The organism is Pseudophaeobacter sp. EL27, from assembly GCF_900313025.1.
Taxonomy (GTDB): domain Bacteria; phylum Pseudomonadota; class Alphaproteobacteria; order Rhodobacterales; family Rhodobacteraceae; genus Pseudophaeobacter.
The window spans coordinates 85876-98443 of sequence record NZ_OMPQ01000009.1 but is presented as its reverse complement, the minus strand read 5'-3'; the positions used below and the strand labels follow the sequence as shown (position 1 = coordinate 98443).

Here is a 12568-nt window from a genome sequence, read left to right as displayed (position 1 = left end):
CTGGACTACATCTCATGTAAGAGACGGGACGGATCGCGCCAAAATTGGTTTCCGGGCAGGATCCATTTAGGCCCTCATGTAGAGCAGGAGGGCGGGCGGTGCAATCATTAGGATGCGAATTTTGGCTTGGCAGATTGACGCGGCGCTGCATTTTTCCGCACTTGTGGGTGTTAGCCAGCGCCTTTTGGTGTGCGACCTAGCCCTTTGCGTCATGAGACTCTGCTTAGGGAAAGTGGAAACTTTAGACAAATCTTACGTAACCTTGTTGGCAAGGAGGCAGCCTTACCTCCGCTGACAGGGAGGAAACCAATGACCAGGACCACGACAGGGTCAAACCTTTTGATCTATGCCCCGGTACCGCTGCACCTTTTTGAAGACACGCTCTACATTGAACGCCAGGCGGTCAATGGGTTGCATCTCTGGGCCCGACATTTTGATCAGGTTACAGTGATGATGCCGGTCAGCGCCACGGCCCCGCCCGCGGGATGGGTGCCCTTGCAGAACCATCAGCATGCGTTGTCACGGGTTTGTATCGAACCTCTGCCCATGGCCTATCGCCCGGACCAGTTCCTGCGCGCCCTGCCGCAGGTGCTCAAGCGGATACGGTCTTTGATTGCTCAGGCGGATTATCTCAGCTTTGCGATTGGTGGGTTGTTTGGCGACTGGGGATCACTGTCCTGTCTTTTGGCCCATCAGATGCAGCGCCCCTATGCGGTTTGGACGGATCGGGTGGAATCCGAAGTCATGCGCCAGTCGCAAGAGCGCCCGATGGACAAGGCACTGGATCAGACAACCTGGCGCAGTCGTCTCCGCGGGCGCCTGTATCACCGGCCTATGGCGTCGTTGGAAAAGGCGGTGATCCAACGGGCCGATCTGGGCTTGTTTCATGGGGCGGAGACCTTTCAGGCCTTTCACGGGTTCTGTCGCAATCCCCAGCTGGTGCATGACATCCATATCGCAGAGGAAGATCACATCAGCGACAAAGCCTTGGCCGAAAAGGTGCAGGATGTTGCGGGCGAGCGCCCCCTGCGTCTGATTTACACGGGACGAGCCGAGGCAATGAAGGGACCGATTGATTGGACCACGGTGCTGGAACGCCTGAATGTCTTGGGCGTCGATTTCAAAGCGACCTGGCTTGGAGAGGGCGAGGCCCTGCCACAGATGCAGGCGCGCATTCAGCGGGCGGGACTGGCGGACCGGGTTGAATTCCCCGGCTTTGTCGAGGATCGCGCAGCCGTGCTAAAGGCCCTGCGGCAGGCTGATATATTCATGTTCTGTCACAAAACCCCTGAATCACCGCGCTGCCTGATCGAGGCCCTGACCTGCGGCACACCAATTCTAGGCTATGACGGGGCCTATGCGCGGGATCTGATTTCCGCACAGGGGGGGGGCACGCTGGTGGCCCGCGGGGATACCGAAGCATTGGCGCACAGGGTTGCGGAGTTGAACGCGGATCGTGGGGCATTGGCACAGCGCATTACAAAGGCCCGGGCAGATGGCAGGCCCTTTAGTGATGCCCAGGTCTTTGCCCATCGTGCGCAACTCATCAAACACCACTTGCCAGTTGGCCCGTCAAAGCCGCGCCAGACAAGCAAACCTGTTGTAACGCGCGATTGGGATGCGGCGCGAAACTGATCTGGTTCAAAGGCTCAGTTACTGACGCCAGTTCAGCACCCGGCGCTCGATCAGGCCAATTGTGGCGCTCAGAGTGACCCCCAGCAGCGACAGGATGGTGACCCCGGCAAACAGGCGTTCCAGATCATAAAGCGACCCGGCTTCAAGGATATAGGCCCCGATGCCATACTCCGCACCCAGCATCTCGGCGGCAACCAGCAGGATGATGGCAATGGCCAGGCTGATGCGCAGACCTGACAGGATACCGGGCATGGCTCCGGGCAGCACGATCTTACGCACAATCGAGAACCACGACAGGTTAAAGCTCTGTCCCATGCGGATCAGGCTGCGGTCGACATTATCCACCGCGCCGTAAGTGGCCACCACTGTTGGGGTAAAGGTGCCAAAAGCGATCAGCGCGTATTTGGACCCCTCATCAATACCAAACCAGATCACAAACAGGGGCAGGAGCGCGATCTTGGGGATCGGAAACAGGGCTGCCGTCAGCGGCACCAACCCGGCGCGCACATAGGAAAACAGCCCAATCAGAACGCCAACCGCGACGCCCAGACTGGCCCCAATCAAGGCGCCGACAAACAACCGCGTCAAGGACACGCTCAGATGCGCCCACAAGAGACCCGAGGCATAGAGCTCGCCAAAAGTTTTGAGCACATCACTGGGCAGGGGCAGAGTGAGCGGCGAAATCCAGCCCTGGCGGGTGCCCATCTCGGCCAGAGTCAACAGCAGGGCAAAGACCGCGATGCCAATCCAGCGATGACTGGCGGGGGCAAAGCCACCACCACGAAAGGTGACCTGGCGGGCTTGCGGCTGCACAGCGCTGGCGGTGGTGGATTTTGGATCAGACATGAACAAGTTCCGCATCTGCAGCCCGCGCTTCTTCGCGCATCAAGTGCCATAGGTACTTTTGTTTTTCTTCCAAAGCGTTATCGCCGTAGTGACGCTGATCCAATGGCGTTTCCAGATGCACCACTTCGCGGATCTTGCCGGGGCGGCGTGACATTACAACGATGGAATGGCCCAGCCGCACGGCCTCGGCCAGATTATGCGTCACATAGACAGCCGTAAAAGGTGTCCGGGTCCAGAGGCTGACCAGATCATCCATCAGCAGTTCTCGGGTCTGACTGTCCAGTGCCGACAGCGGCTCATCCATCAACATCACTGCCGGGTTTACGGCCAGCGCACGGGCAATGGCCACCCGTTGCTTCATTCCCCCAGACAGCTGTTTGGGCAGGGCCTTGTGAAATTCGCTGAGTTTGGTGCGGGCCAGCACATCGGCAATAATTGCCTCGGCACGGGGACCACGAATGCCGTGATCTTCCAGCACCAAAGAGATATTGCCCCGAACCGAGCGCCAGGGCAGCAGGGCAAAGTCCTGAAAAATATAGGTGAGCGGGTTGAGGCAGTCCTTGGGCGGCGCTCCGATTTGCAGCACCTCACCCCGGGTCGGCTGCTCTAACCCCCCAATAAAGCGCAGCAGGGTTGATTTGCCGCAGCCCGAAGGGCCAACAATGCAGACAATCTTGCCCGAAGGGATATCGAGTGAGATATCGCGCAGCACCTCAAAATCATCATAGGAATGGCTGACGCCAGAGAGGCGGATGTCCATGCGGGGGCGCTCCGAAACAGGGGGCTGTTGACGGGGCAGGATTAGATCCCGCCCCGATCAGGGGAATTGAGAGGGTTTATCCGAGCGTTTTGACGTAGCTTGGGTCAATCACTGTCTCCAGGCTGATGCTCTGATCCACCAGGCCCTCGGACTGGAACCAGCTCAGCTGATCCTGCAATGAGGCGGTGTTCATTGCCGCCCCTTCGTTCAGGCGCATGGTGCCATTGATGATCGACTTGGCCGCCTTTTCACGCGGGCGATCCGCATAGACATATTTGTGGATCAGATCGACCAGTTCCTGAACACCCGCATCGCCATGGGTCTTGTCGATCATGGTGGCGTTGTAATCGCTTACGCCCTTGGAATAACCGCCTAGGAAATCGCGTGTCATCTGCTGCTCGCTGCCTGCATTCTTGGCAGAGGTAAAGACCGTAGTGACCTGATAGTCAGGCAGATAGTCCGAGACATTGCCGATGATATGTACCTTGCCAGATCCGGCCAGCGGTTTGGCCAGATGCGGCACGATGGACCAGGCGTCGATCTGGCCGGACTTCAGCGCGCCGATAATGGCGCCCACCTTTTGCAGCGGCTTGAACTTCAGCTCAATGCCTTCGGCCTGGGCCATCTTGGAGCCCATGTAGTGGAAGGACGAGCCCGCAGAGGTAATGCCGTAGCTCTTGCCCCCCAGCTGGTCGGGGCTGGTGACACCGGCCTGATAGGCCGCATCCGAGACCAGGAATTTCTGCCCATCAATACCTGTCTCTTCGGACAATGCACCGCCGATCACCTTGACCGCGCCCTTGTCCGCCAGAGACACTAGCCCGCCGGACATCGCCGTCACAGCGTAGTCCACATCACCCGAGGCAATGGCGACGGCCATTGGGGTGGCGGCCTGGAAGAACTTGAATTCCACATCCAGGCCTGCTTCGGCAAAATAGCCGCGCTCAAAGCCGATAAAGCTGCCCGAATGGCTGGTAAAACGCAGCGCGCCAACGGTGATTTTGCGGTTTGCGGCCAGGGCTGGGCTTGCCAGTCCAGCAGCGGCAGCGCTGCCACCCAATAGGGCCAATGCCTTGCGGCGGGTAAATGTGGTCATGATCTTTCCTCCCTGGTGATTATTCTGGCCTGTTCCTTATGCTTCAGGCCTGTAATTCCGTTGTTATCAGTCGCTCCAACCCCGCAAGCGCCGCCTCTGTGTTGCGGTCCAAAACAGCCGTGAGCAGCGCCTGATGCTGCTGCGCGCGGTCGCGAAAATCCAGCCGCCCTTCGCGCAGCAGGGCCAGCCGGAACCGGCGGGACTGGTCGTAGAATTTCTGTTGCGTGCCCAGCAATCGCGGCGAGCCAGAGGCCTCACAAAGACTATAGGAAAAGGCCCGACAGGCATTGTCCCACTCGAGGGCCGCCAGATCGCTGAGATCATTCTGCACTGTGGTTTCGCAATGTCGCATGGCATGATGCGCGGCCAGAACCCGGCCCTCCCAGGCGACATCGCCTAGTGTGAGTGCTTTTTCCAGCGCCATCTTTTCGACCTGGATACGCATGAACAGGATGTCCTGCAGATCCGCCTCGGTGGCAGAGGTGACGCGAAAGCCGCGCTGGGCGGTTGCCGCCACCAGGCCTTCGGCGCTGAGCAGGCGCAGGGTCTCACGCATCGAGTGGTTGGAGCCGCCATAGCGTTGCCGCAGGGCGTTCAGCTTGAGCTTTTCATCGGGTCTCAGCAGGCCAAAGGAGATGTCGCGGCGCAAGACGGAGGCCAGCATCGCCACCACGGTTTCATCCTCATCATGTTTTGAACCAAATATCATTTGAACCCGATTTTCAAAAATGTTGGATATTTTTGCCGCAGCAGGCGCGCCGAGTCAATCGCCTGTATTTCCCCCTCTTTTGCAGGACATTCCATCCCAGCTGCGTTGACCCTCCGCTGTGGCTCTGCCACTCATGGCGGGCAAGATCATTGATTGACCCGGAGCCTTGATGACCCCCTTTCGCTTTCTTCACACCTCGGATCTGCATCTTGGCAAACGCTTTGGTCAGATGCCCGAGGAGGCGCGGGCAGATCTGCAGCAGGCCCGGCAGCAAACCATTGCCACCCTGGCGCGGATGGCCCAGGAGCAGGGCGTAGGGCATGTGCTGATTGCGGGCGATATGTTCGACACTGAAACGCCATCGGAGCGGGTCCAGCGGCAGGCGCTGGCGGCGATGGGCGCGGCAACTGACCTGCACTGGTGGATGATTCCCGGCAACCATGACAGCGCTGCCGCTGAAACGCTTTGGGCTGGGATGGAATCCCATGCCGCTGACAACACACATCTTTTGATGCAGCCAGAACCGGTGGAAATGACGCCGGGGGTGCATCTGTTGCCCGCGCCCTGCCGCCATCGCTTTGCGGGTCAGGATCTGACGCAATGGATGGATGATTACGAAACACCTGCGGGCGATCTGCGCATTGGTCTGGCCCATGGTGGAGTGCTGGACTTTGGCTCTGATGAAGCCGACGGTGAAGTGATTTCGCCCAATCGCGCCAGCTCTGCCCGGTTGGACTATCTGGCGCTGGGGGATTGGCACGGTGCCTTTACCCTCAATGATCGCAGCCGCTACAGCGGCACGCCAGAGGCAGACCGGTTCAAACATGCCGGGCGTGGCCAGTGCCTGCTGGTCGAGCTGACGGGGGCTGGTCAGCTGCCCGATGTCACCACGCTCGAGACCGGGGCCTATCACTGGCAAGAGCAGATCCTTCAGCTGACCCCGGCGAGCGATGTTGTGGCTCAGCTTCAGGCGCTGTTGCCTACACGGCGGGCGGAGTGGCACCATCATCTTATGCGGCTCAAGGCTGAGGGGTGGGTTACCGCACCGCAACGTCTGGCGCTGGATGAGGCCGTGGCGCAGGTCGCGCCGGAGTTCTGCCACTTTGCCCTGGAAAAATCCGGGCTGCGCAGTGAACACCAAGTTTCTGATCTGGACCTCATCGCCACCAATGGGGCCCTGCGGGCTGCCGCAGAAGATCTGATGGGGGCCGCCGAAGATGCGCGCCAAGCGCAGGGTGAGCGCGATATCGCCTCGGCTGCCTTGAACCGACTGTTTGCCTATGCGCAGGAAAGTTCATCATCAGCGGAGGGCGAAGCATGAAGATCCGTGCCATCCGTTTGGAAAACATCCGCCGCTTTACTGATCCGGTTGAAATCACTGGCATTGGCACGGGCCTCAATGTCTTGGCGGCCCCGAACGAGCAGGGTAAATCCACGATCTTTGACGCCCTGCATGCGGTGTTTTTCAAGGATGCCAAATCCTGGGACAAGGACATTCGCGCGCTCGCCCCGCGCGCTGGAGGGGAGCCTCGGGTTGAGGTGGAGATCGAGCGCGACGGGCGGTCTTATCGGTTGGCCAAACAGTTCCAAAAGGCCTCGGGCAAGGGCGATGTAAGGATCTGGCAGGGCGACAGTCTATTTCTGCAATCAGACGCAGCAGAGGCCTGGCTCCAGTCGCTGATCAAATCCCCAAAAGAGGGCGGTCCATCTGGCTTGTTGTGGGTGCGACAGGGATTGACCAACTTTGCCGATGCCAAAGAGACACTGGCGGCGCGTCAGGACCTGATGTCCTCAGTTGCCGGAGAGGTGGACAGTGTTACCGGTGGCCAGCGTATGGATGCAATCCGGCGCGATGTGCGCCAGTCACTGGACAGGTTGGTGACTTCGCGGGGCGCCAAAAAGGGCGGTGCGCTGGAGCTGGCGATGACTGAAGCTGCCAGCCTTGCCGCGCGCGAGCAGGAACTCGCGGCCAAGGTGCAGGAGCTGCGCGGGCAGTTGGACCAGCGCCAGGATTTGCGCCGCGGGCTGGCGGATCTACAGGATCCCGAGACGCAGCGCGCATTAGAGAGCCGCCTGCGGCAAACTCAACAGGAGCTGCAAGCTGCTGAACAATACCAGGAAAAACTGAACACCGCAGAGCAGGCCCTGCGCAATGCCAAGCTGCTGCTGGAAAATCACAACGGCGCCTTGGATGCCTTTGTGGCCCTGTGCAAGGATCGTGTTGAGGCTGCGCAGGCTCAGGGAGAGGCGGCGGCCAAACTGAAACAGATCGCCGAGGTTTTGGAGCCGGCGCAGAGCCAACTGAAGCAGGCCGAGCAGGACTTGGCGACTGCCAACGCTGCAACACAGGCGGCAGAAACGCGGCTGGCTCAGATGCAGCGGGCGGAACGGTTGGCACAGGCCGCAGGCCAGCGGCGGGCTTTGCAAAAGGCGCTGGAGCAGGCGCGCAGCGTCATGCAGCAGGTTGCGACGCTCAAAGCTCAGGCAGCGAGTGGCCCCGACAGGGCCACCATGGCGCGGGTCGAGACCGCGCGGGAAGCGTTGGCTTTGGCAAGTCAGGCGCAACAGATGGGCGCCTTTGCTCTGACCATCACCTATGAACCCGGTCAGGAAGGGCAAGTGACGCTGGACGGTGCCTCTCTGGCTGGTGGCGCACGTATTCCCCTGCCAAAGGGCGGCCGCCTTGAGGCGCCTGGATTGGGTCATATTGATCTGCATCCCGGCAATGACGCTGGCAGTGACCAGTTTGATCAGGCGCAGCGCGGTCTGACGGCGGCACTAGAGGCGGCAGGTAGCAAAACTGTTGACGCGGCGCGACAAGCGCATCAATCCCGCCAAGAAGCGGGCATTCGTCTGGAAGAGGCCGAAGGGCAGCTCCAAATTCTCGCCCCCGAGGGTGTTATGGTGCTGATGCAGCGTCTTGATGACCTTCCAGAAGGAGAGCTCGAACCGCAAGGCGCCTTAGATGATGAAAACCTGGAACAGCTAGAGGCAGCATTGTTTGCGCGGCGCGCCGATATGGACAAGGCGGCAGCTGCGCTTGAACAGGCGCGCCAGAGCGAAGCACGCCACAGGTTGGATCTGGAAGGCACGCGGGTCAGCCATCAGGCAGCGCAGCAACGTCTGGAGCGGGTCGAGGCGGCACTGGCAGGGCAGGGAGACATCGGTGAAAGGCGCGCAGCCCTGCAGCACCGCCAAGAGGAGTTGCGCCAGGATCTGGCAGGTCAGAAGGCGCGCTGCCTTGCCTTGCAACAGGATGCGCCGGATCTGGCCACAGCACGGGCGCGGGCGGCGCGGGCCACTTCAGAGCAGGCCGCAACCCGAGAGGCGATCCAGGCTCACCTGCGCGATCTGGCGGTGCTGGACAGTCGCATTGCCACCACCGCAGGTATGGCCGTTGAGGAAGAACTGGCCGAGGTTCGCGATCAATTGGTTGCGGCGCAAAACCGTCTGACGGCTGTGGAGTTCGAGGTCTCGGTGCTGCGGCGGCTTGATCTGGCACTGGAGCAGGCGCGCAGTGCGGCTCAAGAGGCCTATATCGGGCCGGTGCTGCAAGAGTTGCAACCGCTGCTGCGGCTGCTCTGGCCCGAGGCACGTCTGGGATTGGACGCGGGCCAAGTCTTGCCAGATCAGTTGATGCGCGCTGGGCGGGAAGAGAGTTTTGACAGCCTGTCAGGCGGCACTCAGGAGCAGATCGCTCTTTTGGTGCGCCTCGCCTTTGCCCGGCTTTTGGCGCGCGGCGGGCAGCCGGCTCCGATCATTCTGGACGATGCGATTGTCTATACGGATGATACCCGCATCGAGAAGATCTTTGATGCGCTGACCCTGCAGGCGGATGAAATGCAGATCCTGGTCTTTACCTGTCGACAAAAGAGCTTTCGCGCCCTTGGCGGCACCCAGTTGAGCATCCGCCCAATCGGGGTCCCGGCCTAAGCGGAGGACAGGGAAGGGGAGGTCTGGGCAGGTCTAGTCACGAATCTCTTCCGGCATCACACCCCAGAGCTTGCCCTTGGGGGCCCAGCCGCTAAAGCCGCCAACTGAGACTTCGCACCATGTCAGGGCGCATTCGCCCAGCCGCGCCACAACCCCGTATTCCAGGGCGGCGGTTACGGGGGCTTGCTCATTGGCCTGGGCGTGAAGTGTCAGCATGTCTTCCTGAATCAGCACCGTTCTGGCCCCGGATAGCAGCGCATAATGCACCCAGCCACCTGCACCATCCTGATCGCGCACCCGGCGCCAATGGCCAAATTCAGCGGTGATCTCCAACGGCATGCCACGACGTTTGAAGACCCAGTCAATGCGATGGGTCAGCGAGGGACCGCGGCGCACGTTGCCTTCGGCGGCCTTCATCGAGACATAGCGTGGCAGCGGCAGATTGGTCACCGGGCCCCGATCAGAGGCTGCGGCCACAGAGGCCAGGGAGGTGCAGCCCAGTGCCACACAGAACGCCAACGCACGACCGCGCTGTTGCGAGAATTTTTTAGTCACTGCCTGCTCACTTCTGCTCGTGGTTAAGCCTGCCAAATTTATTCCCGAAATCTTGGTGGGTTTCCTGCCTGAAAAAGGCAAAAAGCCGCGTCACTTGTTCCGGTTCCGGCGGATCGGTTCTTGTGCCCGGTTCCGTCCTGCGCCACCATGCCATCAAGCCAGAAGAGATGAAAAGCCAGGGGAGAGCAAAAGTGGCAAGAGAACGTCTGAGTGTTGTCGTAACGCGACGGTTGCCAGAGCCGGTAGAGACACGGCTGAGCGAGCTTTTTGATGTGCAGCTGCGCAGCGATGATACACCGATGAGCCGTCAGGAGCTCGCCGCTGCGATGAAAGAAGCGGATGTGCTGGTGCCGACGGTGACGGACACCATTGATGCCGCCCTTTTGGGACATGCTGGCGAAAAACTGAAGCTGATCTCCAATTATGGCGCCGGGGTTGATCACATTGATGTGGCCACCGCCCGCCAGCGCGGCATTCTGGTCTCCAATACACCAGGTGTTTTGACCGATGATACTGCCGATATGGCCATGGCTCTGATCATGGCTGTGGTGCGTCGTATCCCCGAGGGGCTTGCGGTGATGCAAAAAGGCGACTGGCAGGGCTGGGCGCCAACCGCGATGCTGGGCGGACGTCTGGCCGGGCGACGCCTGGGCATTCTGGGCATGGGGCAAATCGGTCAGGCTGTGGCCCGGCGTGCCCGGGCCTTTGGCATGCAAATCCACTATCACAACCGCCGTCGCCTGCGCTCCGAAATCGAGGTTGATCTGGAGGCCACCTATTGGGAAAGCCTGGATCAGATGGTGGCGCGGATGGATGTGATCTCGGTCAATTGCCCCTCGACGCCTTCGACCTTCCATTTGCTGAATGCCCGTCGGCTGAAGCTGTTGAAACCCTCGGCCGTCCTGGTCAATACCTCTCGCGGGGAGGTGATTGACGAACATGCGCTGACCCGCATGCTGCGCAGTGGTGACATCGCTGGTGCCGGCCTTGATGTCTACGAGAAGGGCACCGATATCAATCCACGTTTGCGCGAGTTGCCAAATGTGGTACTGCTACCGCATATGGGGTCGGCAACTCTGGAAGGGCGGATTGAGATGGGTGAGAAAGTCCTGTTGAATATCAAAACCTTCGAGGATGGGCATCGACCGCCGGATCAGGTTGTTCCAGCCATGCTGTAAGGGTCTGATCTGCATCTAAAAGTTGTGTTAGGGCATTGCATGAGATCTGTTTTACTGACCTGTCTAACCCTGTCTGCTTTGGGGCTGGCCCCGGTTGTGGCCGCCGCGCAGGAGGCCGCGGATGCGGTTGCGCCTGAAGGGGCAAGCGCTGGCGGGTTGACCACAAACTCTGCGGCAGTGGCCGCTTCGCTTGCGGCCAAGGCAGCAGGCACGCCGGTGGAGGCGCAGAACTGGATGATTGCCGCCGCCAACCCGCATGCGGTCGAAGCGGGGGGCGCGATCCTGCGTCAGGGCGGTACGGCCGCGGATGCCATGGTGGCGGTGCAGACTGTGCTGGGACTGGTCGAGCCGCAGTCCTCGGGGCTGGGCGGTGGTGCCTTTTTGGTATGGTATGATGCCAAGACCGGGGAGATCACCACGCTGGACGCCCGCGAAACCGCGCCTTTGGCGGCAACGCCCCGGCTGTTTCAGGATGATGCAGGCGAGCCGCTAAAGTTCTTTGATGCCGTTGTTGGCGGACGATCTGTTGGCACCCCCGGCACGCCGGCCTTGCTGGAGGCGGCGCATCGCAAATGGGGACGGGCCAATTGGGGCTCGTTGTTTGAGGCAGGTATCTCTCTGGCGGAACAGGGGTTCGAAGTCTCCCCCCGCATGGCGGGTTCCATTGCGCGTGATGCAGACCGACTGGGGCGGTTCCCGGCCACCGCTGACTATTTCCTGCCCGGCGGCACGCCTTTGGCTGCTGGCGAGCTGCTGACCAATGATGCCTATGCGGTGGTTCTGCGCACCCTTGCCGCTGAAGGCGCCGAGGGTTTTTACACCGGACCCATCGCAGCTGATATTGTGCGCACCGTGCAGCAGGCCGAGGGCAATCCCGGTGTTCTCTCGGCAATCGATCTGGCGCTCTATGAGGTCAAGGAGCGCCCTGCCAGCTGTGCCAGCTACCGAGTTTTTGAGGTCTGCGGCATGGGGCCGCCCTCATCCGGGGCGCTGACGGTTGGGCAAATCCTGGGCATGCTGGGCGGCTATGATCTGGCGTCTTTGGGTGCTGAAAACCCAGAGGCCTGGCGGTTGATCGGCGACGCCTCGCGGCTCGCCTTTGCCGATCGGGGCCGCTACATGGCCGATAGTGATTTTGTGCCGGTCCCTGCCAAGGGGCTGGTGGATAACAACTATCTGGCCAGCCGGGCCGCATTGCTGGCAGGCGAGGCAGCTTTGACAGAGGTGGCGCCGGGCAAGCCGGAGTTCGATCATGCCGGGCTGGCACCACTTTGGGCGGATGATGCCTCAATCGAGTTCCCCTCGACCTCGCATCTGACGATTGTGGATCAGTATGGCAATGTTCTGTCGATGACCACGACCATTGAAAATGGCTTTGGCTCACGTCTGATGAGCAATGGCTTTTTGCTCAATAACGAGCTGACGGATTTCTCCTTTCGCAGCCATCGCGACGGGGTGCCCATTGCCAATCGGTTGGAGCCGGGTAAGCGGCCACGCTCCTCGATGGCGCCGACCATCGTGATGAAAGAGGGCGCGCCGGTTCTGGCAATTGGCTCACCGGGGGGCAGCCGGATCATCGGCTATGTGGCCACCGCCATTGTCGCCTGGGCCGATTGGGGGATGGATGTTCAGCAGGCCTTGGCCCTGCCACATGCGGTCAACCGTTTTGGCACCTATGATCTGGAGGCCAATACGGTGGCGGCGGATCTGGAGGCCCCCCTGACGGAGATGGGCTATCAGGTCAATATTCGGGATCTGAACTCGGGCCTGCATGCCATCGAGATTGGTGAGACCCTGAAAGGGGGGGCTGATCCACGTCGCGAAGGCATTGCACTGGGGCAATGATCAACCTCAGG

Annotated in this window: 10 protein-coding genes; 5 read left to right on the top strand and 5 right to left on the bottom strand. The window is 60.6% G+C overall.

Annotation, left to right across the window (positions count from 1 at the left end):
• The first annotated feature begins 309 nt into the window (after positions 1 to 309).
• Positions 310 to 1635 (top strand): glycosyltransferase, encoded by a 1326-nt coding sequence (locus ED661_RS08225; RefSeq protein WP_122073450.1) that lies wholly within the window; start codon positions 310 to 312, stop codon positions 1633 to 1635.
• An 18-nt stretch (positions 1636 to 1653) separates the two neighbouring features.
• On the opposite strand, the gene ED661_RS08220 is transcribed toward ED661_RS08225, so the two are convergent.
• The 4 genes from ED661_RS08220 to ED661_RS08205 form a co-directional block, all read right to left on the bottom strand.
• A complete protein-coding gene (locus tag ED661_RS08220; protein ID WP_122073449.1) occupies positions 1654 to 2481 on the bottom strand; it encodes an ABC transporter permease in 828 nt (275 codons plus the stop codon).
• A complete protein-coding gene (locus ED661_RS08215; RefSeq protein ID WP_122073448.1) occupies positions 2474 to 3241 on the bottom strand; it encodes an ABC transporter ATP-binding protein in 768 nt (255 codons plus the stop codon). Before ED661_RS08215 ends, ED661_RS08220 begins: the two co-directional genes overlap by 8 nt.
• 76 nt (positions 3242 to 3317) lie before the next feature.
• Entirely contained in the window at positions 3318 to 4337 is a 1020-nt protein-coding gene (locus tag ED661_RS08210; protein ID WP_122073447.1) for an ABC transporter substrate-binding protein, read from the bottom strand.
• 43 nt (positions 4338 to 4380) lie between these two features.
• A complete protein-coding gene (locus tag ED661_RS08205; RefSeq protein WP_122073446.1) occupies positions 4381 to 5046 on the bottom strand; it encodes an FCD domain-containing protein in 666 nt (221 codons plus the stop codon).
• Positions 5047 to 5215: 169 nt separating this feature from the next.
• Here ED661_RS08205 and ED661_RS08200 point away from each other — a divergent pair, with 169 nt between their 5' ends.
• A complete protein-coding gene (locus ED661_RS08200) occupies positions 5216 to 6367 on the top strand; it encodes a DNA repair exonuclease (RefSeq protein WP_122073445.1) in 1152 nt (383 codons plus the stop codon).
• Complete coding sequence (locus ED661_RS08195) at positions 6364 to 8979, top strand: AAA family ATPase (RefSeq protein ID WP_122073444.1); 2616 nt, start codon at positions 6364 to 6366, stop codon at positions 8977 to 8979. Before ED661_RS08200 ends, ED661_RS08195 begins: the two co-directional genes overlap by 4 nt.
• A gap of 33 nt (positions 8980 to 9012) precedes the next feature.
• Here the strand turns inward: ED661_RS08195 and ED661_RS08190 are convergent, their stop codons facing one another.
• Positions 9013 to 9480 carry an SH3 domain-containing protein gene (locus ED661_RS08190; protein WP_122074067.1) on the bottom strand — a complete coding sequence of 156 codons (468 nt, stop codon included), beginning with the start codon at positions 9478 to 9480 and terminating at the stop codon, positions 9013 to 9015.
• Between the two features lie 245 nt (positions 9481 to 9725).
• On the opposite strand from ED661_RS08190, the gene ED661_RS08185 reads away from it, so the two are divergent.
• Entirely contained in the window at positions 9726 to 10712 is a 987-nt protein-coding gene (locus ED661_RS08185; protein ID WP_122074066.1) for a D-glycerate dehydrogenase, read from the top strand.
• A gap of 39 nt (positions 10713 to 10751) precedes the next feature.
• Positions 10752 to 12557, top strand: a complete 1806-nt coding sequence (gene ggt / locus ED661_RS08180) for a gamma-glutamyltransferase (protein ID WP_122073443.1) — start codon at positions 10752 to 10754, stop codon at positions 12555 to 12557.
• Positions 12558 to 12568 lie beyond the last annotated feature (11 nt).

Bases quoted from the DNA above. Each gene is read 5' to 3' on its own strand.
- ED661_RS08200 (WP_122073445.1), top strand. From the start codon at position 5,216: ATGACCCCCTTTCGCTTTCTTCACACCTCGGATCTGCATCTTGGCAAA.
- ED661_RS08205 (WP_122073446.1), bottom strand. From the start codon at position 5,046: ATGATATTTGGTTCAAAACATGATGAGGATGAAACCGTGGTGGCGATG.
- ggt (WP_122073443.1), top strand. From the start codon at position 10,752: ATGAGATCTGTTTTACTGACCTGTCTAACCCTGTCTGCTTTGGGGCTG.
- ED661_RS08215 (WP_122073448.1), bottom strand. From the start codon at position 3,241: ATGGACATCCGCCTCTCTGGCGTCAGCCATTCCTATGATGATTTTGAG.
- ED661_RS08225 (WP_122073450.1), top strand. From the start codon at position 310: ATGACCAGGACCACGACAGGGTCAAACCTTTTGATCTATGCCCCGGTA.
- ED661_RS08210 (WP_122073447.1), bottom strand. From the start codon at position 4,337: ATGACCACATTTACCCGCCGCAAGGCATTGGCCCTATTGGGTGGCAGC.
- ED661_RS08195 (WP_122073444.1), top strand. From the start codon at position 6,364: ATGAAGATCCGTGCCATCCGTTTGGAAAACATCCGCCGCTTTACTGAT.
- ED661_RS08220 (WP_122073449.1), bottom strand. From the start codon at position 2,481: ATGTCTGATCCAAAATCCACCACCGCCAGCGCTGTGCAGCCGCAAGCC.